This window comes from Caulobacter sp. HJHS_5, from assembly GCF_056683955.1.
The window spans coordinates 184,029-205,000 of sequence record NZ_JBWZNC010000008.1 but is presented as its reverse complement, the minus strand read 5'-3'; the positions used below and the strand labels follow the sequence as shown (position 1 = coordinate 205,000).

Here is a 20,972-nt window from a genome sequence, read left to right as displayed (position 1 = left end):
GATTGCCCGGACCTGGCGACCTGCCGCCTGCGCGACGCCTTGCTGAAGGCGCGCGACGCCACCGCTTCGGTTCTGGAGGGCTACACCCTCGCCGACGCGGCCGCCGGCGGTTCGGCCGAGATCCTGGTGGCCTGAGGCGGTCCCCTCCCCCGCTGCGCAGGGGGAGGAGCAAGACGCATCAGCCCGCGGCGATATAGGCCTTCAGGCCGTCGGCCTCGGCCTGGGTCTCGTCGATCTTCCGCTTCACCAGGTCGCCGATCGAGACGATGCCGACCAGACGGCCGCCCTCGACCACCGGCAGGTGGCGGATGCGGCGATCGGTCATCCGCTCCAAGAGAATGTCCACCGTCTCCGACGGCTTGGCGAACAGCACATCCGGCGTCATGCACCCGGAAACCGGCTGGCCCAGCGCCGCCGAGCCGCCTCTCGCGATCACCCGCACCACGTCACGCTCCGAAAGAATGCCGACGACGGAGTCGCCGTCGATCACCACCATGGCCCCGACGCGGCGGGCCTCCAGCAAGCCGGCGGCCGCGGCCACCGTTTCCTGAGGGGCGACGGTGAACACCATGTCGCCCTTCTGCTTCAGGATTTGAGACACAAGCACTGCTTTGGTCCTCCCTGGTTATGTCCAGGGAGCGTCGTCCTTTCGCGGCGTCGAATCAACCGCCTGTATACCGACGCCGACCAGACGCGCGGTCGGGCCTATGAGCAGAAGGCCAGCGACGAAGCCCGCGAGGTGAGCTTCCCAGGCCACCCCTGCCCCGCCGGTTCCCGGAAAGCCGAAGACGGCAACCAGCAGGTTCACCACCAGCCAGGCCAGGCCCATGGAGATCACCGGCCGGCTGCGGATCGGCCCGACCAGGCCGGGAAAGGCGATCAGTCGCGAGGCCGCGCCCATCAGGCCCGCGACGGCGCCCGAAGCGCCGACGACCGGGGCGTCGTTGGTCGTGTGCAGCGCCACATATCCCGCCCCCGCCAGCAACCCGCACACTATATAGAGGCCGAAGGTCGCCAGGGCGCCCCGCGCATCGGTCCCCAGCAACCGCGCCACCGGCGCCCCGAAGGCGAGGCAGAAGGCCGCGTTCATCAGCACATGCGCCCAGCCGCCATGCAGGAACATCGAGGTGAAAAGGCCGGTGGGGTTTCCCGCCAGCACCACCGCCGGGCGCAATGTCCAGTCGTAGAATTGGCTTTCGCCGAGGAAGCCCTGGCCGAGGAAGCATAGGATCAGCAGCGCCGCCATCAGGACGGCGGTCCAGGGCGCGTTGAACAGGGGCTCGCGGAAAGGCTTCGAATCGTCGCCGGTCATCGCCACCAGATGTGGCGCGGTCGCCGGAATTTCCAAGCGCGGAAACACCTCACTTGCCCCGCCCCGCCCTCGACGTTGATATCGCGCCCATGACCAACCCCTACGCCAACGCCGCCGACGAAGCCTTCTGGAGCCGCGCAGTCGCCGGCCGCGGCCCGTTCGGCGTCGATCCAGCCGGGCAGCCGCCGTTCGTCATCGGGCCCGACGACGCCGTCGCGACCGCCGGCAGTTGCTTCGCCCAGCATATCGCCGGCGCGCTCACCCAGCGCGGCTATCGCTACCTCGTCACCGAGACGGGCGCCGACGAAAGCTACGGCGTGTTCCCGGCTCGCTTCGGAAACATCTATACGGTGCGGCAGCTGCTGCAGACCTTCGACCGCGCCTACGCCCTGTTCCGCCCGAAGGAGAATGTCTGGACGCGCAAGGACGGCGTCCTGGTCGATCCCTTCCGGCCCCGCATCGAGGCGGCGGGCTTCTCTTCCATCGACGCGCTGGAAGCCGACCGACGCAGGCATCTCGCCGCCGTGCGCCGGATGTTCGAGGACTGCAACGTCTTCGTCTTCACCCTGGGCCTGACCGAAGGCTGGCGATCGCGGGAGGACGGCGCGGTGTTCCCCCTGGCGCCCGGCGTCGCCGGCGGGGCCTTCGATGCGGACCGCCACGAATTCCACAACTTCGAGCCGGAGGAGATGACGGCCGACCTGCGCGCCTTCCTCGGCAAGCTGCGCACCGTGAACCCGAACGTGCGGGTGATCCTCACCGTCTCGCCAGTGCCTCTGATCGCCACCGCCGAGCCGCGCCACGTGCTGCTGTCCAACACCTACAGCAAGGCCGCCCTGCGGGTGACGGCCGAGGCGGTCGCCCGCCGCGAGCCGAACGTCGCCTACTTCCCCTCCTACGAGATCATCACCGGCGCCCAGGCCGGCGGCCGTTTCTTCGCGGAGGACCAGCGCAACGTCACCACCGAGGGTGTCGCCCACGTGATGGACATCTTCGCCCGGGCCTTCCTCCGCGCCGAAGCCGCACCGCGCCTCGCCGAGGCGACCCGCCAGACGCTCAGCGACGAAGCCCGCGCCGCCTACGCCGAAGCCGCCGACGTCGTCTGCGATGAAGAGGCCATCGTGTCGTGAAGGTCGCGGTGCTCGGCAACTGCCAGGCGCGCAGCCTGGCCGCCGCCCTCGACGCCCTCGCGGACATCGAGACGACAACCGTGACCTGGGCCGCCGTCACGGACGAGGCCGAGGCGGAGCGGCTGCTCGCGAACCTCGCCGCGTTCGACCTGGTGATCAGTCAGCCCTTCAAGCGCTTTCGCGCCCTGCGACCCAAGATTATCGCCCGCCTGCCCTCGCGCTCGGCCTTCTATCCGCGCTTCTATTTCACCGGTCTGCATCCGGACGCCCTGATGCTGCCGCCCGATCATCCGCTCCAATTCCAGTTCGGCGACTGGTGCTCCACCCTCGCCCTGGCGGCCTTCCAGCGCGGACTGTCGGCCCGCGACGCCGCCGACCTCTACAATGCTTATATTTACGCCGCCCTGGGCTACTTCCGACGCTACGCGGAATCCGAAGCCTTGCAGGCCGAGGCCGCGCTCGAGTCCGGCATCGATCTGGGCGCGGACCTCGCGGCCTGGCGAGGGCGGGTGTTCGCGCACACCCCCAACCACCCTCGCATGATCGTGGCCGAGGCGATGGCCGAGCATTTGATCGCGCGGCTGTCGATTCCCCGGCGAGACCCCGAGGCCCGGCCCGTGGATCCGCTGGCGGATGGATTCATCTTCCCCATTTACCCTGAAATCGGTCGGCGGATCGGAATCGCCGGCGACATGACCTTCCGGAACGGTCGAAACACCCCCGAGATCGGCCTGGAACAGATGCTGGACGAGGCCTTCAACGCCTGTAGCCGCAACGCATCGGCACTCCCCGACCTGCCCGAAGTCGCACGCGCGGTCGAGGCGCTGCGCCGCGAAGGCGTCTGAGCCGATTTTCCGAGCGCCTTAACCAAATCGCATCTTCTGCGCCGTTAATCGTGAACCATCCGATCCTGGCGCGAGCCATGCCAGTCGGGTTGGGCGCCGGAGCGCGGAGTAAGGCCTTGATCAGGGTTCGCAAGCACATGGGAGCGCTCCTCGCGGGAGCCACGGCGGTCGCCGTGCTGTTGGTCGCCTTTTCCCCGGCCGCCCGGGCCCAGTCGATCACCGCGAGTTCGTCGTCCTTCAACTCCGGCTATGGCCGCACGACGGGCCAGGAAAACCGGATGGTCAACTACTCGACGCGCGACGCCAACGGGAACCGGGTCATTATCGACGGCGTCATGCAAACCGGCGAGGACCAGAGCGTCTACGCCTCGGCGGGCGGCGCCTGGGACAGCTACAGCGGTGTCGGCGGGCGATATTCCAGCGGCAGCTCCACGGCCATCGGCAACAACCTGAGCGTGATCACCCAGGGCAGCTACAACACCGTGATCGTCAATTCGAACCAGACCAACAACGGCGCGGTCACCGCCGGAACCAACATCAACGGCGGCGTCGGAGCCTCGGAATGATCCTGCAGTCTTCTTCGGCGCAGGCGCTCTGGCGACGCGGTTCGATCTTCTCGGCCGCCGCCGTGCTCACGGCCTCGACCTTGGCCCTGACCGCCTGCGCCACGCCCCGCGTGCCGGGCGCGGACGGCCGCGGCGTCTACGCCAACCCGATCGGCTCGGCGCCGGTCACCAGCAACCCGACGCCCTATTCCGCCGCCCTCGTCTGCCTGGCGCAATATGCCCGCGCCGCCCACATCGGGGCGCCGCGCGTGGCGGTCGGCCGCATCGCCGACTACACCGGCAAGGAAGAAAGCGACGGCTCGGGCCGCAAGGTCACCCAGGGCGCCTCGCTGATGGCCATGTCGGCCTTCGCCAAGGCCGGCGTGCCGATGGTCGAACGCTTCGACACCAGCGTCTCCGAGCTCGAGCTCAAGTACGCCAACAACAAGCTGATCACCGACACCCCCAATCCGAACACCGACGGTCCGGGCGATTTCCGCAAGATCATGGCCGGCCAGGTTCCGGGCTCGGACTTCTACGTCGCCGGCGGCATCACCGAGCTGAACTACAACATCCGCTCGTCCGGGGCCGACATCTACGCTGGCGGCATCGCCAACGACGACCCGAAGGCCAACTTCAAGCGTCGGGTCATGGTGATGAACGTCGCCATGGATCTGCGCCTGATCAACACCCGCACCCTCGAGGTGGTGGACGTCATCTCCTACCAGAAGCAGGTGGTCGGCCGCGAAATCAGCGCCGGCATCTTCGATATCCTCGGCACCACCATCGCCGACATTTCCGGCGGCTCGGGCGCGCTGGAGCCGATGCAGTTGGCCGTGCGCTCGCTGATCGAGCGCGCCACCGTCGAAATGACCGCCAATCTCTATGGCATGAACGGTCCGCAGTCCTGCCTGCAGGTCGACCCGCTGGGCGGCGGCGCCCGCACCACCGGCCTCACCGGCGGCTTCGTGCCAGCGTACAACAACCTGGACACCAACAATGCGCAAACTCGCGAAGACCCCTCTCGCTGGGATGCTCGGCGCGATCCCGATACTCGCGCTGTCCTGCGGGGTCGCTACTAGCCAGACCGCTCCAAGCCAGGTTCTCAACAACCAGGTTCAGCTCGGCGACGTCTTCGCCGACCAGACGCTCGACGTCGTCACGGCCGACGAATCGACGGCGGCGCTGACCACCGCGGTCGGCAACGCCATGTCGGCCGGCGCCTCGCGCAACACCATGGACGTCCGGTCGTATCAGGAGCTGCAGGGCGCCGTGCAGGCGCACGCGGTCGTCGATGTCGCCGCCCACATGGGCGCGACCGGTTCGGTGACGACCGCCGCCACCGGCAACACCGGCGACACCTATATCAACGGCGGGACGCTCACCGCCGTCCAGACCCAGGTCACGGGCCCCACCTCGGTCACCGCCGTCGGCCAGATCGAGGCGGCGGACGCCTCAGTCGGCGACATGACCCATTCGACCCAGGCGATCGCCAACAGCCAGGGCTTCACCCTGGTCAACAGCGCCATGGGCGCGCGCGTCAGCCAGTGGAACGAAAGCAATGTGCTGGCCGACGGCGGCGCCATCGTCGGCGAGGCGACGGGCCAGGCGATCGTCACCGCCAATGCGGCGGCCAACAATCTGAGCAGCGTCGGCGCTGACCAGTCGGCCCAGCGCATAATCGCCACGCAAGGCAGCAGCGGCGACCTGATCCAGGCCAGCAAGTTCACCGCCTACGGCCAGAGCTACCTGTCGACCACCAACGCCACGGCGACGGCCAACAACATCAACGTGACCAACGAAGGCCCGTTGATGGACGCCACCACCAACCAGACCAACACCGCCTATGTGCGCGCGCAGTCGGAGGGCACGGCCGCCGCATTCAGCAGCCAGGCCGTCACCGCCTTCGGCGCCGGCAACTCGACCTTGGCCGGCAACATGGGCGCGGAGCTGATCCTCGACAACACCCAGTTCAACGGCGGGGGCGGGGTGGAAGTGATCGCCGTGGCCGACGGGACCTACGGCTGGGACAACAGCGCCTCGGCCAGCGCGGTCGGCAACGCCGCCACCGGCTACGTCTGCTCGTCGTGCACCAGCCGCATGACGGTCAACAACAACCAGACCAACGACACCGACGTTTCGGCCCGCGCCACCACCCGCATGGGCAACGGTCGTTCGGTCACCGGCGTCGCCAGCGCCGTCGGCAACACCGCCAGCTTCTATACCGCCTCGCCCGAATAGCGCGCTCCGGCGCGATCGGACCGGACCTATTCACGCCTTGCTTGCGCCCCAAGGCGCGGCGATGGTGCTCGCCCCCATGAAGCGGGGCCGTGACGAGAGCTGACGAATGATCCGATTTTCGCGCCTGGCGCTCGCCGTGATGGCGAGTCTCGCGCTGGCTGGCTGCTCCCTCCCCGACGTTTCCCTCCCCAAGCTGTCGATGCCGCACTTCGGTGGCGACAAAGCCGCGGCTGTGGCCGAAGCCCCCCGCCCCGCCCTCGTCTCCACGCCCGCCGCCGCCCCGGCCGCCGCCCGCGCCCTGGAAACCGGCTGGCCGCAGGCGACCTCCGACGTCGCGCCCGATCCCGCCGTCCGCTTCGGCGTGCTGCCCAACGGCATGCGCTACGCCCTGATGAAGAACGCCACCCCGCCCGGCCAGGCCAGTTTCCGCCTGCGCTTCGACGCCGGTTCGCTGATGGAGGCCGACGACCAGCAGGGCCTCGCCCACTTCCTGGAGCACATGGCCTTCAACGGCTCGAAGACCGTGCCCGAGGGCGACATGGTCAAGATTCTCGAGCGCCTGGGCCTGGCCTTCGGGGCCGACACCAACGCCTCGACCAGTTTCGACCAGACCATCTATCAGCTCGACCTGCCCAACACGAAGGACGAGACGGTCGACACCAGCCTCTCCCTGTTGCGCGACACCGCCAGCGAACTGCTGATCGACCCGGGCGCGGTCGACCGCGAGCGCGGCGTCGTGCTCTCCGAGGAGCGGACGCGCGACAGCCCGAGTTACCGCGCCTACATCGCCCGCTTCGACTTCATGATGCCCGGCCAGTTGCCGCCCAGGCGCCTGCCGATCGGCAAGGTCGAGGTGTTGCAGACAGCCCCCGCCAGCCGGCTCGCCGACTTCTGGAAAGCCTACTATCGGCCCGACCGCGCCACCTTCGTGGCGGTCGGCGACTTCGACGTCGACGCCATGGAGGCCAAGATCAAGGCCCGTTTCGCCGACTGGCGGGCCCAGGGCCCGGCCGGCCCAGAGCCCGTGCTCGGCGCGGTCGCCAAGCGTGGAACCGAGGCCAAGGTCGTGGTCGAGGCCGGCGTCGGCCAGGCGCTGCAGATGAGCTGGGTCAGCCCGCCGCACCTGGATCGCGACACCGAGGCCCAGCGCCGCAAGGACGTCATCGAGGGCCTGGGCTTCGCCGTGCTCAATCGCCGCTTCCAGGCCCTGGCCCGCAGCCCCGACGCGCCGTTCATCTCCGCCGGCGGCAGCGCCGGCGATCAGTTCAAGGCGCAGCACGCCGCCACCCTGTTCGCGACGCCGCGCCCGGACGGCTGGAAGGCCGCGCTGGAAGCCCTGGACCGCGAGCAACGCCGCATCGTCCGCTTCGGCGTGCGGCAGGACGAACTCGACCGCGAGATCGAGGAGTATCGCACCGCCTACAAGGCCGCCGTCGCCGGCGCCGCCACCCGCCGCACCCCGGCCCTGGCCAACGGCATCGTCGGCACCCTGACCGACCGCGAAGTCTACACCTCCCCTGCGCAAGACCAGGCGACGGTCGAGGCGGCGATGAAGAATCTCAAGGCCGACCAGGTCTCGGCCGCCGTGAAGGCCGCCTTCGAGGGCTCCGGTCCGCTGATCATGGTCGTGACCCCCACAGCCATCGCCGGCGCGGAACAGACGGTGGTGCAGGCCTATACCCAGTCGCAGACCGTGGCCGTGACGGCCCCGGCCGCCCCATCGGTCACCGCCTGGCCCTACGCCAGCTTCGGCGCGCCCGGAAAGGTCGTCGAGACCAAGGACGTCACCGACCTCGACGCCGTGATGATGCGCTTCGAGAACGGCGTCCGCCTCACCGTCAAACCGACGCGATACCGCGACGACCAGATTCTGGTGCAGGTGCGGATCGGCGACGGCCGCCTGAGCCTGCCCAAGGACCGCCAGTCGACCACCTGGGCCTCCAGCGCCTTCGTCGAAGGCGGCCTGAAACAGATTTCCAGCGAGGACTACGAGCGCGTCCTGGCCGACAAGAACGCGAGTGTCGGCTTCGGCGTCGACGACGACGCCTTCACCCTGGGCGGCCGCACCCGGCCGGAAGACCTCGACATCCAGATGCAGCTCCTGGCCGCCTATGCGACCGAGCCCGGTTGGCGCGAGGCCCCTTTCGCCCGCGTGAAGACCTACGGCACGACGCTGCACGACCAGTACGAGGCCACCGACGGCGGCGTCGTCCAGCGCGACATCCAGGGCCTGCTGCGCAGCGGCGACCGGCGCTGGACCTTCCCGAGCCGGAGCGACATCGCCAACGCCACCCTGGCGGCCATGCGCGCCGACATCGAGCCGGGCCTGTCGAAGGGCGCCATCGAGGTGACGGTCGTCGGCGACACCACGGTCGAGAAGGCCACGGCCGCCGTGGCCGCTACCTTCGGCGCCTTGCCCGCCCGCCCCGGCACGCCTCCGCCGCCGGCCGCCGCCCGCCAGGTCGCCTTCCCGGCCGCGACGCCGAGCCCGGTGATTCTCACCCACAAGGGCCGCAGCGATCAGGCCATGGCCTACGCGGCCTGGCCGACCGATGACTTCTTCGCCGACATGACCCTGGCGCGGAACACCTCGGTGCTGGCCGACGTGATGGGCAACCGCCTGCTGGAAGAGATTCGGGAGAAACAGGGCGCGACCTATTCGCCGTCGGTGGGCGCGCTGACCAGCAATATGGTCTGGCCGGGCTGGGGCTATATCGCCGCCAGCGTCGAGGTGCCGCCCGACAAGATCGACGGCTTCTTCAAGGACGTCGCCGGCATCGCCGCCGACCTCCGCGCCAAGCCGCCGACGGAAGACGAGATGCAGCGCGCCAAGAAGCCGAAGCTCGACGCCCTGATGCGCCAGCGCGAGACCAACGAGTACTGGATCAGCACCCTTTCGGGCGCCCAGGCCGACCCGCGCAAGCTGGACGCCGTCCGCTCGGTGGTGGCCGGCATCGAACGGGTCACCCCCGCCGACGTCCAGGCCGCCGCCCAGCGGTATCTCGTCGACGGCAAGGAGTGGAAGCTGGTGGCGCGGCCGGAGAAGTAGCGGGGCCTTGCGTGCTTCGACACGCGCCTGCCGGCGCTGCTCAGCATGACGCAGGTGGATTGGCGCTCAATCTGCTGGCTTAGTCATCCTGAGCCGGACGCGCAGCGGCCGTGTCGAAGGACGCAGAGCCGCTCAGCGCCGCACGAACTCCGCGAACCCCGCCACGTACTTGCCCAGCTGTTCGCGCACCGCCTCGTCGACGAGCTCTCCCTCGCCGTCGAACGCCTTGCCGGCGCCGGAGACCAGCATCTTGCGGCCGGTCCACAGCTCGGCCCCGAGTGTCCGCAAGGTGGGCAGCCAGCCGTTCTGGGCCAGGATGGTGCCGAAGCCGCCGGGCGAGGCTCCGATCAGCCCCACCCGCTTGCCACCGAACACGCGCGGAATGTCGGCCGCCGGGCGCGATAGCCAGTCGATGGCGTTCTTGAACACGCCGGGCACGCCGTTGTTGTACTCGGGGGTCGCCAGCAGCAGGCTGTCGGCGCCGGCGATGGCGTCCTTCAGGGCGACCACCGCCGAAGGCAGGCCCTCGGCGGCCTCGAGGTCGCCGTCATAGAGCGGGATGCCGCGGATCGAGCCGATCTCGATCTGCACGCCTTCCGGCGCGGCGTCGCGGGCCGCACGCAGCAAGCCGCTGTTATAGGAAGCCCGGCGCAGGCTGCCGGAAATGCCGATGATCTTCATGTCGCCCCACGCAGGCCGCCTCCACTGGACGGCGCTGCGCTCAGCGTCGCACGGCGGGCCTTAGAAGGCCACGCCGCCGACGCCGCCGTCGAGGCTCATGCCGGTCATCACGGTCTGCGAGGCCTGCTCCATCACCGTCTCCTCGCGGTAGGCGGTGTAGCGCTCGGTCGCCAGCATGGTCAGCACCTTCACCCCGGCGCCGAAGCGGCGCAGGAGGCTGCGCTCGTTGCAGTCGCGGGCCGCCTTCTGCGGACGGCAGGCGACGCTGGCGCCGCCGCCGTCGGGGCCCGCGCGGCCGGCGCCCGGCGAATGATAGAGGGCCTCGCCCTTGGCGCAGACCACGGTCTGGCCGCCGTCGAAGGCGATCTTGCCGTTGAAGTCGGCGACCACGTACTGCATCCGCGCGCCGGCGATGCAGCGATAGAGTTCGCCGTCGTAATATTCGTCGATATCGCGGTCGGGGGTGACCTGCGAAGCCGGGTGCGGCACGTCGCGGTCGTCCAGGCAGACGGCCTGGATCACCACCTTGCGCATGCGGGTGCGGGTCGCCTCATAGGCCACCCGGCGCGTGCGCGGGACTTGCTGGCCCTCGACGACCATGCCCTGGATCATGCCGGTGGCCATCGGCGGGGTGTAGAAGCTCTGACCGCCGCCGCCGCAGCAGCCGTAACCGAACACCGAGTTGTAGCTGCTGGCGTTGGCGCCGCCCCAAGCGCGGGCCGCCGCGATGCCGCTGGCTTCCGCGTTGACGCCGACCCTGGCGTTCACGTTGGCGTTCACCGTCACCGACGGGGCGACGTAAATGTTCAGGCCGGGCACGTTGATGTTGTGATTCCCGCCGCCGCCGCAGGTGTTGCAGCTGGGCGGAGGTTGCGGCGGAGGGGGCGGCGGCTGACAGCATGGCGGAGGCGGCGGCTGGCAGCCGCTTCCGCAGCCTTGCGCCGCGGCGATGTCGCCGCCCAGGGCGCTCGCGGCGAGCCACAGAAACAGACCGCCGAACAGCGCGAGCAAGGTCATGCGACCAGCCGACATGGACATCTCCTCATCCCTCCAACCGCGGCCGATGAGGATTGCGCCTCCCCGACCCCGTCGTGAGGCCGCCCGAGACTGTGCCAAACTGGCGCGTTCCGCGGGTGGCCCGCGTCTTCCCTGCAACCCCCATGCGGCCATTGAAGCCGTGGGCAAGGGCGGACGTTATGTTCCATCCCAGCACACAACAGTTGATAGACTATTGGCGTGAACGGCGCGGTAGCTATGAATTGCCGCCGCGCTCGGCCGTCGATCCGACCGATTTCCCCGACCTTCTGCCGCAGGTCTTCATGCTCGGGCGTGAACGCGCGGGGGTCTATCCGATCCGTCTGGCGGGTGGCTTCGTCACCAATCTGCATGGCCGGGGCCTGCGCCACGACAACATGCTCACCCTATGGACTCCGTTTGACCGCGCGCCGCTGACCGCGACTCTGGAGCGCTGCCGCACGCGCCCTGCCCCCTTCGTGGTCAAGGGCGAGATTCGCGCCGAGGACGCCGGCCCCGTGCCCATGGAAGTGCTGTTCGCGCCGCTGTCGACCGCCGCCGGGGGCGTCGACCGCTACCTCGGCCTCTACCAGCCCACCGCCATGCTCCACCGCCTGAAGGGCCGCGCCGCCAACGCCCTGGCGATCCGCAGCATCGAGGGGCAGGACCATCTTGAGGCGCCGCGCCTGCGCCTGGCCGCGCTGAACGGCCGGCAGATCGCCTAGACCACACCACTGCGGCTCCGTTTGGCTTGGCTGTAGCCGGTCCGTTAGGATTCGGCCGCCGCGGCTGAACGAGGTCCCATGCCGAACATCAAACTCACCATCGCCGCCGCCCTCGTCGCCATCGGCCTCACCGGCCAGCCGGGGTCGGCGCAGACGCCCGCCGCCGCGACCGCTGCGACGCCGGCCGATCTGTTCGGCCCGCTGTTCGAGCAGGTGCAGATGCGGCGATTGTTTCCTGATGGCAAAACCTTCGTCGACGCGACGCCCCGGCGCGCGCCGGAAGCGATCATGGCGGACTATCGCGCCCACGCCCGGTTCACCGACGAGGAGCTCAAGCGCTTCGTCAGCGCCAATTTCATGGTCCCGGAAGTCGCCGCGACGCCGGCCCCGTCGAGCGCCCGCACCAACCTCAAGGCCCACATCGCCGCCCTGTGGCCCGCGCTGACCCGCCCGCCGGTCGCCGCCGTGCAAGGCGGCTCCGCCCTGCCGCTGGACAAGCCGTTCGTCGTACCCGGCGGCCGCTTCCGCGAAATCTACTACTGGGACAGCTACTTCACCCTGCTCGGCTTGGCCGCCGACGGTCAGACCCAGCCGGTCGAGAACATGGTCGACGACTTCGGGGGCCTGATCGCCGCCTACGGCCACATCCCCAATGGCGCGCGCACCTACTACCTCAGCCGGTCCCAGCCGCCCTTCTACTTCGCCATGGTCGGCCTGACCGACAAGACCGACAAGGCGCGGTTCAAGGCGCGACTCGACCTCATGCGCCGCGAGCACGCCTTCTGGATGGACGGCGAGAAAACCGCCAGGCCGGGCCAGCCCTATCGCCGGGTGGTGGCTTTGCCCAACGGCGCGGTGCTCAATCGCTATTTCGACGATCGCTCCACGCCACGGGACGAATCCTATCGCGAAGACGTGCTGACCGCCCGCGAGGCGCCGGGCCGCCCGGCCGCCGAGGTCTATCGCGACCTGCGCGCGGGCGCCGAGAGCGGATGGGACTACAGCTCGCGCTGGCTGGCCGACGGGAACACCCTCAAGACCATCCAGACCACCGCCATCGTCCCGGTGGACCTCAACAGCCTGATCTACGGCCTGGAAACGGCGATCGCCGAGGGCTGCGAGGCCGTCGCCGACCGGCCCTGCACGGAGGATTTCACGGCCCGCGCCAGCGCCCGCCGCGCGGCGATGGACGCCTATCTGTGGGACGCCCGCCGAGGGCTCTATCTCGACTATCAGTGGCGGGACGGCTTGCGCCTCGACCACCCCAGCGCCGCGACGCTGTTCCCCCTGTTCGTCGGCGCCGCGAGCGCGGAACAGGCCAAGGCCGTCGCGATCCAGGCCCGCTCGCTGCTGCTGGCTCCAGGCGGCCTGCGCACCACCACGGCCCCCACCGGCCAGCAGTGGGACGCGCCCAACGGCTGGGCGCCGCTGCAATGGGTCGCCGTCGCCGGGCTCCGCCGCTATGGCGAGAACGCCCTGGCCCAGGACATCGGCCTGCGCTGGCTGGCCACCGTGAACCGCGAATACCAGGCCAGCGGCAAGATGCTGGAGAAGTACGACATCGAGGAAGCCAAGGCCGGCGGCGGCGGCGAATATCCGCTTCAGGACGGCTTCGGCTGGACCAACGGCGTGACGCGGGCGCTGCTGGACATCTATCCGGCGCCGTAGGCCCTCAAAGCGCCAAGCGCCGCTCCACTCCGATCGCCTCCAGGAACGCCTCGTCGTGGCTGGCGATCAGCAGCGCACCGTCATAGGCCGCCAGGGCGCTCTCCAATTCCTCCACCGCCGCGAGGTCCAGGTGGTTGGTCGGTTCGTCCAGCATCAGCAGTTGCGGCGGCTGAGGCTGGGCCAGCACGCAGGCCAGGGCGGCCCGCAGGCGCTCCCCGCCGCTCAGGGTCGCCACCACCTGATCGGCCGCCACATTGCGGAAGGCGAAGCGGGCCAGGGCTGCATGGGCGGCGTTTGAGTCGGCGGCGGGGTTCAGGCGGCGGAAGTTCTCGAGCACCGAGAGGGACTCGTCGAGCAGGTCGGTCCGCTGGTCGAGCAGCGCCGCGCGCACGGACAGCGTCACCGCGCCCTCGGTCGCCCGCAGGCTCCCCGCCGCGAGCCGCAGCAAGGTCGACTTGCCGGCGCCGTTGCGTCCGACCACCGCCGCCCGTTCCGGCCCGACCAGGGCGAAGTCGACGCCGCGCAGGATCGGGACCTGCCCCGGCCAACCGAACCCCGCCTTGTCGAACCGCAGCACCTGCCGCCCAGTCGGCAGGCCCGTGGGCGGCAGGTCGAACGCCTGCGGCCGGTCCCGCTCGACCCGTCCCCGGGCTTCCGCGAGCGCGGCCGAAGTCGCCTCCGCCCTCCGCTCGGCGATGCGCTCGCCCCGCGCCCCGCTGGCCTCCGCCCAGCCCGCCATGGTCCCCAGCATCACCTTCGGCTGATCGCCCTTGGCCGCCGTGCGCCGGCCGGCGGCGTCCCGCCGGGACTGACGTTCGCGCGCCGCCTGGGCCTCGCGCGCCGCCTGCCCCGCCTCCCGTTCCGCATTGGCCAGGTCGTGCGCCGCCGCCTGCCGCTCGGCCGCCTTGCGTTCGGCATAGAGGGCGTAGCCGCCGCCGTAGACCGCCGCGCCCAGGCTGGAGAGCTCGACGATACGATCCGTCGCCTCCAGCAACGCCCGGTCGTGACTGACCACCACCGCCCCGCCGCGCCAGCGCTTCAGGACGCCCGCGACCGTCGCCCGCGCCTCGGCGTCGAGGTTGTTGGTCGGCTCGTCGAGCAGGATCAGATCCGGTTGCAGCGCCAGCAGACCGGCCAGGGCCGCCCGCGTCGCCTGCCCGCCGCTCAGCCCGGCGGCCGGCCGGGTGAGGTCGAACCCGGCGAGGCCGACCTCGGCGAGCGCCGTCTCGGCCCGCGCCGGCAATGTCCAGTCGGCCAGGGCGAAGTCGTCGTCCGTTCCCTCCCCCGCCTCGATGCGGCCCAGCCGCCGAACCCCTTCGCCGAGCCCCATCCAGTCGCCAAGGCTCGCGTCCGCCGGCGGCGCATGGGTCTGGCGCAGCACCCCGACCGTTCCCGCGCGGGAGACGGCGCCGGCGGAGGGCGCCTGTTCGCCGGCGATCAGACGCAGCAGGGTGCTCTTGCCCGCGCCGTTGCGCCCGACGAGGCCGGTGCGCTCGGCCCCGAAGGCGAGGCTCAGATTGTCGAAAAGCGGTCGGCCGTCAGGCGTGACGGCGGCGACGGAATCCAGGGTGACGAAGGGCATGGGACACGATCGAACAGGTTGCGAGACGGGCGGAGCGGTCTTGCAGGGCCTGGATCAATGTCGCCTCCTTCGAATGGAAGGCGGCTGCTTAGCATATCGACGCGCAATGGGCGACGTCCTGAGACGTCCGGTCGCGGAAAGCGCCGTCAGTTCTCACATTGTTCTTGTGCAAATCGCGACTCTGCGCACTACATAACGCTGTCTCGCCGCGCCTCCCTTCGCGGCCTCGTGCGTTCCGGACATCATGGCTGAGCAGCTCAATTTCATCCGCGTGCGCGGCGCGCGCGAACACAACCTGAAAGACGTCAGCGTCGATATCCCGCGTGGGGAGCTGGTGGTGCTCACCGGCCTGTCGGGCTCGGGCAAGAGTTCGCTCGCCTTCGACACCATCTACGCCGAGGGCCAGCGCCGCTACGTCGAGAGCCTTTCAGCCTACGCCCGCCAGTTCCTGGAGCTGATGGGCAAGCCGGACGTCGACCTGATCGAGGGCCTCTCGCCGGCCATCTCCATCGAGCAGAAAACCACCAGCAAGAACCCGCGCTCGACCGTCGGCACGGTCACTGAGATCCACGACTACATGCGCCTGCTCTGGGCGCGCGTCGGCGTTCCCTATTCGCCGGCCACCGGCCTGCCCATCGAGAGCCAGACCGTCAGCCAGATGGTCGACAAGCTAACCGCCCTGCCGGAGGGCGAGCGGCTTTATCTGCTCGCGCCGGTCGTGCGCGGCCGCAAGGGCGAGTACCGCAAGGAAATCGCCGAGTGGCAAAAGGCCGGCTTCCAGCGCCTGAAGATCGACGGCGAGTTCTATCCGATCGAGGACGCCCCGGCCCTCGACAAGAAGTTCAAGCACGACATCGACGTGGTGGTGGACCGCCTGGTCACCCGCGCCGACCAGGAAAGCCGCTACGCCGACAGCATCGAGCAAGCCTTGCGCCTGGCCGACGGCATCGCCGTGGCCGAATGGGCCGACGTGCCTAAGAACGAGGATGGGTCGGGCGAGAAGGAGCCGCGCCGCATCCTGTTTTCGGAACGCTTCGCCTGCCCGGTCAGCGGTTTCACCATCAGCGAGATCGAGCCGCGGCTGTTCTCGTTCAACAACCCGCACGGCGCCTGCCCGGCCTGCGACGGCCTGGGCGCCAAGCTGGCGTTCGACGCCGACATGGTGGTGCCGGACAAGGACAAGAGCCTGCACAAGGGCGCGGTCGCCCCGTGGTCGCGCGGTCCCTCCCCGCTCTACACCCAGACCCTGCAGGCCCTGGCCCGCCACTACGGCTTCTCGATGGACGAGCCCTGGTACAAGCTGCCGGACAAGGCGCGCGACGTGGTGCTGCACGGCTCCGGCGGCGACAAGATCAAGTTCGTCTACGACGACAACGCCCGGAAGTACGAGGTCGCCAAGACCTTCGAAGGCGTGCTGCCCAACCTCGAACGTCGCTGGCGCGAGACCGACAGCGCCTGGGTGCGCGAGGAGCTCGGCCGCTACCAGTCCGACACGCCCTGCGAGGTCTGCCACGGCGCGCGCCTGAAGCCGGAAGCCCTGGCCGTGAAGATCGACGGCAGGAACATCGCCGAGGTCTCCAGCCTCGCCATCCGCCCGGCGCGCGACTGGTTCGCCGGCCTGGAGGAAAGCCTCACCTCCAAGCAGATGGAGATCGCCCGGCGCATCCTGAAGGAGATCACCGACCGCCTGCGCTTCCTGGTCGACGTCGGCCTCGACTACCTCAACCTGTCGCGCGGCTCGGGCACGCTCTCGGGCGGCGAGAGCCAGCGCATCCGCCTGGCCAGCCAGATCGGCTCGGGCCTGACCGGCGTGCTCTATGTGCTCGACGAGCCGTCCATCGGCCTGCACCAGCGCGACAACACCCGCCTGCTGACCAGCCTCAAGGGCCTGCGCGACCTCGGCAACTCGGTGCTGGTGGTCGAACACGACGAGGAGGCCATCCTCACCGCCGACTATGTGATCGACATGGGCCCGGCGGCGGGCGTCCACGGCGGCGAGATCGTCGCGGAGGGCAGGCCGGCCGACATCATGGCCAGCCCCAAGAGCGTCACCGGCATGTATCTGTCCGGCGCCCGCGAGATCGAAGTTCCGGAAGAGCGCCGGCCGATCTCGAAGAAGAAGACCCTGAAGGTCATCGGCGCGACCGGCAACAATCTGAAGAGCGTCACCGGCGAAATCCCCGTGGGGACCTTCACCTGCATCACCGGCGTCTCCGGCGGCGGCAAGTCGACCTTCACCATCGAGACCCTCTACAAGGCCGCCGCCCGGCGTCTGAACAACGCCTCGGACGCCCCGGCCCCGCACGAGCGCATTGAGGGCCTGGAGAACTTCGACAAGGTCATCGACATCGACCAGAGCCCGATCGGGCGCACGCCGCGCTCGAACCCGGCCACCTACACCGGCGCCTTCCAGCCGATCCGCGACTGGTTCGCCCAGTTGCCGGAGTCCAAGGCGCGCGGCTACGGCCCGGGCCGCTTCAGCTTCAACGTCAAGGGCGGCCGCTGCGAAGCCTGCCAGGGCGACGGTCTGATCAAGATCGAGATGCACTTCCTGCCCGACGTCTACGTCACCTGCGACGTCTGCAAGGGCCAGCGCTACAATCGCGAGACGCTGGAGGTGCTGTTCAAGGGCAAGTCCATCGCCCAGATTCTCGATATGACCGTCGAGGAGGCCGCCGACTTCTTCAAGGCCGTGCCGCCTGTGCGCGACAAGATGGAGACGCTGAAACGGGTCGGGCTCGGCTACGTGAAGGTCGGCCAGCAGGCGACGACGCTTTCAGGCGGCGAGGCCCAGCGGGTAAAGCTGTCGAAGGAGTTGTCGCGCCGGGCGACGGGGCGCACCCTCTACATCCTCGATGAGCCGACCACCGGCCTGCACTTCGAGGACACCAAGAAGCTGTTGGAAGTGCTCCACGAACTGGTCGACCAGGGCAACACGGTCGTCGTCATCGAACACAACCTCGATGTCGTGAAGACCGCCGACTGGCTGCTCGACTTCGGCCCCGAAGGCGGCGACGGCGGCGGTGAGATCGTCGCGGTGGGCACGCCCGAGCAGGTGGCGGCCAACGAGCGGTCCTGGACCGGCCGCTACCTCGCCGACCTGCTCAAGAAGCACGACGAACGCCGCGCGGCCCGCAAGGCGGCGCTCAAGGCCGAGGCTGCTCGGAAGCGGGCTTAGCGGCGCGAAAACCTCGTCCTTCGAGGCTCGCTTTGCTCGCACCTCAGGATGAGGATTTCGACTGATCCATCCCAGTAGCCCTCATCCTGAGGCGCCCGTGCGAGCGGGCCTCGAAGGACGAGGGCGGTCCCGCCCTAGATCAGGTTGGCTTCGGCGCCTTCGTCCGGCTCGCGCGTCAGCGCCTGATAGGCGACGGCGGAAGGCGAGAACAGCACGGCGTACTGGATCGCGGTCAGGGCGGCGCTGAACAGCGTATAGATCAGCGTCGGAACGGTGAGATAGGCGGCCCACGAGCTGAGGTCGGGGTGGAAGATCGATCCCACGTCGCTGAAGTTGTAGCCGAGGGCCAGGCCGATCACTCCGCCGATGCCGGTGATCACCACCATGGCGAGGATCCAGACCACCATGTACATCACGAACGCCAGGGCATAGGCGGCGAACAGACGCCAGAAGCTGCCGTGCGAGAGGCGCCAGGCCGCGAACACCCGCAACCGGCCGGACGCGAAGGTCAGGGGCGGCGCCAGCGACAGACGAATGATCACGAAGACCACAAGCCCGAGCACCCAGATGCCGATGCCCGCGCCGGCGAGCACGCCGATGGCCGTGCCGGCCGGCCCCATGGCCCGTAGAACGCTGTGCACGATGGTGGCGACGATGCCTCCGGCCAAGACGATCACGAAGACCGCCACCACCAGGATGGCCACCAGGACCAGAAAGAGTCCCATCTGCCGCAGTTCGTCGCGGCCGAACCGTAGATAGCCGAAGCGGCTCTCCTCGGGGCGCAGCACCGCGCGGAAGACAGCCGACATCATCACCGCCTGCACCAGCAGACCGAAGGCCAGCAGAACCAGATAGGCCGGGCCGCCCTTCGCCATCGCCGCGAAGGCCGCGGCGGAGTCGGGGTCGCCGCTTTCGGCGATTTCCATCACCTCGCGCAGGCCCGTCGCGAGCAGCAGGCCAAGCGTGATCAGGCTGACCACGAACAGAAGCGCCGTCCACGCGATCACCGCCCGCGGCTTCTCCCGCGTCAGGCGGAAGCCCTCGAAGGCGATCTCAGACGGGGAAATCTCGGCCATGACTCAGGTTCCAGCGGCGGCAGCGGGCCGCAGTCGTTGATAGACGCCGGCCAGGGCCCCGGTCCACACGGGGGCGGCGTAGAAGGCGAAGGCGGCGCCGAGGGCGGCCGAGGCGAGCCAGTGGGGGGCGCCGGGGGCCCGCCCCAGGGCGGCGGCCGCGCCGCTGGCCAGCAGCATCGGCAGCCCAAGGATCGCGACCACGATCAGCAATCCGAAAGCCGCCCCGCGCGTGGTCGGAAACACCGCCAGCGCCCGCAGCTTGTCCTCCGCCACCGAGGCGGCCGGAGCAACCGATAGGCGTAGACCCAGCCAGACCAGCCCGGCCAGCGACAGCAGCGGCGGCAAGGCCACGAAGAAGCCCACTGGACCACTGAACGCCGCCCGCCAATCGGCTTCCGAGCCGGCGTTGAACCCCGTCGGATTGACCGCCATCACCAGGCCGAGCGCAATGGCCCCGATGGCGATGAAGGCCAGCACCGAGGCGAACAGCAGAACGACGCCGACCAGGGCCGAGGCGCCGAGCACCCGCGCCTCCGGCCAGCCGAACTGCAGGCCCAGCGGCCCGAGCGGCCGGCCGAACGCCCGACGATACAGCGCGCCGTAAGCCAGGCTGGCGGTGGCGACATGCACGGTGGTGGCGACCGGCGCGGTGAACGGCGAACCGCCGTAACGGGCCGCGATGGCGGCGGCCAGGGCATAGAGGGTCAGGGCGCCCCAGGTGGCGCGGATCGCCGTCGGCCAGTCGCGCAGGGCGGCCCGGACAATCTCCACCGCCTCGTCGACGCCGATGACCGGATGGTCGGAACTATGGGCGACGCTGGCGTTCATAACTCGAGCGATGGACTCCCCGGTCGGCGGAGCGATTCGTGCCCGCCGGTCATAACTCTAGCGACGCCGGGCCGGCGCTGCGAACGGTTTTCAGGCCGTGGCGACCGGAGCAGCCGCCTCGGCCGCATCCGGCTTCAGCATGAGATACACCCTGGCGAAGGGGGCGATGCACAGCGCCATGAACGGGCCGCCGAACAGATAGCCCACGGCCATGACCAGCCAAATGGTGGGCGAGGCGTAGAACTTCGCGAGTTGCAGCATCATTTCGCCGGAGCTCGCCGGGTCCACCATGGCCTGCAGCATCGCCCCGCCGAAGCTCGCGAAGGCGACCGCGATCACAACGCACTCCAAGACGACGAGCGCCAGGCTCATAAGGAGCACCAGCCAGAAGATCGACCAGCCCGCGCCCTTGGTGAAACGCCAGGACTCGAACAGCCGGAAACGCCGTTCGTCGAAGCTCATGATCGGCGCCATGCTGAAGCGCAGCCAGAAATAGGCCAGGGCGATCTCGAGCGCGAAGATCACCAGCACGACGATCCAATGCGTGCTGCTGAACGCGTCGCCGCCGCCCGCGGCCGCGGCCAGGAAGCTGAGCGGCAAGATCACCACCAACCCACCGACGATCAGGAATACGGCGGAGGCGATGTAGGCGAGAATGATTCCGACCACCGCGCTGAGAGCCAGCCAGCCCTCCGAGCCCGACACGCGCAGATAGAAATAACGCCGGTCAGACGGCGCGATCACCGCCCGGAGCACGGCGCTTCCGACGATCGTGTAGCCCGCGATGATGATCAGGTAGGCCAGGGGCATGATCGCGAACATGCGCCCCATGGCCGTGAGCATCTCCTCGTTGGACTGATCGTCCACGGCTGAGCCGATGGCGGCGAACATCGGCGCCATCTGCTGCATCAGGAACACCAACGGCAGCCCCATCAGCACGAACAGCGCCGCGCTCCACACGAGCACCGCCTTCGGCTCGCGGCGGATCAGGCGAAAGCCCTCCGTCGCCGCCACGAACACCCGCACCCGCGCCATGACGCCCTCCCAAGCGATCTGACAGCCCAACTCGACGCTAACACGACGTCGTTCGATGGACAG

The 20,972-nt window shown here is 69.4% G+C and carries 18 protein-coding genes (1 of these 18 only partly in view); 10 read left to right on the top strand and 8 right to left on the bottom strand.

Translation table 11 applies throughout. The features are described from left to right. Positions 1-135, top strand: partial view of an RrF2 family transcriptional regulator gene (locus ACFLIT_RS16800; RefSeq protein WP_479912420.1) — the 3' end only. It extends 300 nt beyond the left edge of the window; the window shows 135 of its 435 coding nt (coding positions 301-435); the start codon falls outside the window, past its left edge; the stop codon is at positions 133-135. A 43-nt stretch (positions 136-178) separates the two neighbouring features. On the opposite strand, the gene ACFLIT_RS16795 is transcribed toward ACFLIT_RS16800, so the two are convergent. Next, positions 179-607: a CBS domain-containing protein gene (locus tag ACFLIT_RS16795; RefSeq protein ID WP_479912419.1), complete on the bottom strand. Its 429-nt coding sequence runs from the start codon at positions 605-607 to the stop codon at positions 179-181. An 18-nt stretch (positions 608-625) separates the two neighbouring features. Then, a complete protein-coding gene (locus ACFLIT_RS16790) occupies positions 626-1,348 on the bottom strand; it encodes a rhomboid family intramembrane serine protease (RefSeq protein WP_479912418.1) in 723 nt (240 codons plus the stop codon). A gap of 53 nt (positions 1,349-1,401) precedes the next feature. Here ACFLIT_RS16790 and ACFLIT_RS16785 point away from each other — a divergent pair, with 53 nt between their 5' ends. From ACFLIT_RS16785 to ACFLIT_RS16760, 6 genes are all read left to right on the top strand, one after another. Then, positions 1,402-2,442 (top strand): GSCFA domain-containing protein, encoded by a 1,041-nt coding sequence (locus ACFLIT_RS16785; protein ID WP_479912417.1) that lies wholly within the window; start codon positions 1,402-1,404, stop codon positions 2,440-2,442. Beyond that, a complete protein-coding gene (locus ACFLIT_RS16780; protein ID WP_479912416.1) occupies positions 2,439-3,287 on the top strand; it encodes a WcbI family polysaccharide biosynthesis putative acetyltransferase in 849 nt (282 codons plus the stop codon). The genes ACFLIT_RS16785 and ACFLIT_RS16780 overlap by 4 nt, the downstream gene beginning before the upstream one ends. A gap of 116 nt (positions 3,288-3,403) precedes the next feature. Further along, on the top strand, positions 3,404-3,853 hold the full coding sequence (gene hfaA, locus ACFLIT_RS16775) for a holdfast anchoring protein HfaA (protein WP_479912415.1): 450 nt from the start codon (positions 3,404-3,406) through the stop codon (positions 3,851-3,853). After that, positions 3,850-4,914, top strand: coding sequence for a holdfast anchoring protein HfaB (hfaB, locus tag ACFLIT_RS16770; RefSeq protein WP_479912414.1), 1,065 nt, complete (start codon positions 3,850-3,852; stop codon positions 4,912-4,914). Before hfaA ends, hfaB begins: the two co-directional genes overlap by 4 nt. After that, a complete protein-coding gene (gene hfaD / locus ACFLIT_RS16765) occupies positions 4,832-6,073 on the top strand; it encodes a holdfast anchor protein HfaD (RefSeq protein WP_479912413.1) in 1,242 nt (413 codons plus the stop codon). Before hfaB ends, hfaD begins: the two co-directional genes overlap by 83 nt. Positions 6,074-6,179: 106 nt before the next feature. Continuing rightward, entirely contained in the window at positions 6,180-9,122 is a 2,943-nt protein-coding gene (locus ACFLIT_RS16760; RefSeq protein ID WP_479912412.1) for a M16 family metallopeptidase, read from the top strand. Positions 9,123-9,254: 132 nt separating this feature from the next. Here ACFLIT_RS16760 and ACFLIT_RS16755 read toward each other — a convergent pair whose 3' ends face one another. Next, a complete protein-coding gene (locus ACFLIT_RS16755; RefSeq protein WP_479912411.1) occupies positions 9,255-9,803 on the bottom strand; it encodes an NADPH-dependent FMN reductase in 549 nt (182 codons plus the stop codon). Between the two features lie 60 nt (positions 9,804-9,863). Beyond that, positions 9,864-10,835: a hypothetical protein gene (locus ACFLIT_RS16750; protein ID WP_479912410.1), complete on the bottom strand. Its 972-nt coding sequence runs from the start codon at positions 10,833-10,835 to the stop codon at positions 9,864-9,866. A gap of 128 nt (positions 10,836-10,963) precedes the next feature. Between ACFLIT_RS16750 and ACFLIT_RS16745 the strand changes: the two genes are divergently transcribed. Continuing rightward, complete coding sequence (locus tag ACFLIT_RS16745) at positions 10,964-11,542, top strand: PAS domain-containing protein (protein ID WP_479912409.1); 579 nt, start codon at positions 10,964-10,966, stop codon at positions 11,540-11,542. 78 nt (positions 11,543-11,620) lie between these two features. Further along, entirely contained in the window at positions 11,621-13,210 is a 1,590-nt protein-coding gene (treF, locus tag ACFLIT_RS16740; RefSeq protein ID WP_479912408.1) for an alpha,alpha-trehalase TreF, read from the top strand. A gap of 4 nt (positions 13,211-13,214) precedes the next feature. Here the strand turns inward: treF and ACFLIT_RS16735 are convergent, their stop codons facing one another. Further along, positions 13,215-14,792, bottom strand: a complete 1,578-nt coding sequence (locus tag ACFLIT_RS16735) for an ABC-F family ATP-binding cassette domain-containing protein (protein ID WP_479912407.1) — start codon at positions 14,790-14,792, stop codon at positions 13,215-13,217. Between the two features lie 244 nt (positions 14,793-15,036). On the opposite strand from ACFLIT_RS16735, the gene uvrA reads away from it, so the two are divergent. Further along, positions 15,037-17,970 (top strand): excinuclease ABC subunit UvrA, encoded by a 2,934-nt coding sequence (uvrA, locus tag ACFLIT_RS16730; protein WP_479912406.1) that lies wholly within the window; start codon positions 15,037-15,039, stop codon positions 17,968-17,970. Positions 17,971-18,104: 134 nt separating this feature from the next. Here uvrA and ACFLIT_RS16725 read toward each other — a convergent pair whose 3' ends face one another. From ACFLIT_RS16725 to ACFLIT_RS16715, 3 genes are all read right to left on the bottom strand, one after another. Next, entirely contained in the window at positions 18,105-19,046 is a 942-nt protein-coding gene (locus tag ACFLIT_RS16725; RefSeq protein WP_479912405.1) for a hypothetical protein, read from the bottom strand. Positions 19,047-19,049: 3 nt separating this feature from the next. Further along, on the bottom strand, positions 19,050-19,874 hold the full coding sequence (locus ACFLIT_RS16720) for a hypothetical protein (protein ID WP_479912404.1): 825 nt from the start codon (positions 19,872-19,874) through the stop codon (positions 19,050-19,052). 90 nt (positions 19,875-19,964) lie between these two features. After that, positions 19,965-20,909 (bottom strand): hypothetical protein, encoded by a 945-nt coding sequence (locus ACFLIT_RS16715; protein WP_479912403.1) that lies wholly within the window; start codon positions 20,907-20,909, stop codon positions 19,965-19,967. Positions 20,910-20,972: the final 63 nt, after the last annotated feature.

Excerpts from the sequence above, each read along its gene's own strand:
- ACFLIT_RS16785 (WP_479912417.1), top strand. The coding sequence starts at position 1,402 with ATGACCAACCCCTACGCCAACGCCGCCGACGAAGCCTTCTGGAGCCGC.
- hfaB (WP_479912414.1), top strand. The coding sequence starts at position 3,850 with ATGATCCTGCAGTCTTCTTCGGCGCAGGCGCTCTGGCGACGCGGTTCG.
- hfaD (WP_479912413.1), top strand. The coding sequence starts at position 4,832 with ATGCGCAAACTCGCGAAGACCCCTCTCGCTGGGATGCTCGGCGCGATC.
- ACFLIT_RS16760 (WP_479912412.1), top strand. The coding sequence starts at position 6,180 with ATGATCCGATTTTCGCGCCTGGCGCTCGCCGTGATGGCGAGTCTCGCG.
- ACFLIT_RS16755 (WP_479912411.1), bottom strand. The coding sequence starts at position 9,803 with ATGAAGATCATCGGCATTTCCGGCAGCCTGCGCCGGGCTTCCTATAAC.
- ACFLIT_RS16750 (WP_479912410.1), bottom strand. The coding sequence starts at position 10,835 with ATGTCGGCTGGTCGCATGACCTTGCTCGCGCTGTTCGGCGGTCTGTTT.
- ACFLIT_RS16745 (WP_479912409.1), top strand. The coding sequence starts at position 10,964 with ATGCGGCCATTGAAGCCGTGGGCAAGGGCGGACGTTATGTTCCATCCC.
- treF (WP_479912408.1), top strand. The coding sequence starts at position 11,621 with ATGCCGAACATCAAACTCACCATCGCCGCCGCCCTCGTCGCCATCGGC.
- ACFLIT_RS16735 (WP_479912407.1), bottom strand. The coding sequence starts at position 14,792 with ATGCCCTTCGTCACCCTGGATTCCGTCGCCGCCGTCACGCCTGACGGC.
- uvrA (WP_479912406.1), top strand. The coding sequence starts at position 15,037 with ATGGCTGAGCAGCTCAATTTCATCCGCGTGCGCGGCGCGCGCGAACAC.
- ACFLIT_RS16725 (WP_479912405.1), bottom strand. The coding sequence starts at position 19,046 with ATGGCCGAGATTTCCCCGTCTGAGATCGCCTTCGAGGGCTTCCGCCTG.
- ACFLIT_RS16720 (WP_479912404.1), bottom strand. The coding sequence starts at position 19,874 with ATGAACGCCAGCGTCGCCCATAGTTCCGACCATCCGGTCATCGGCGTC.
- ACFLIT_RS16715 (WP_479912403.1), bottom strand. The coding sequence starts at position 20,909 with ATGGCGCGGGTGCGGGTGTTCGTGGCGGCGACGGAGGGCTTTCGCCTG.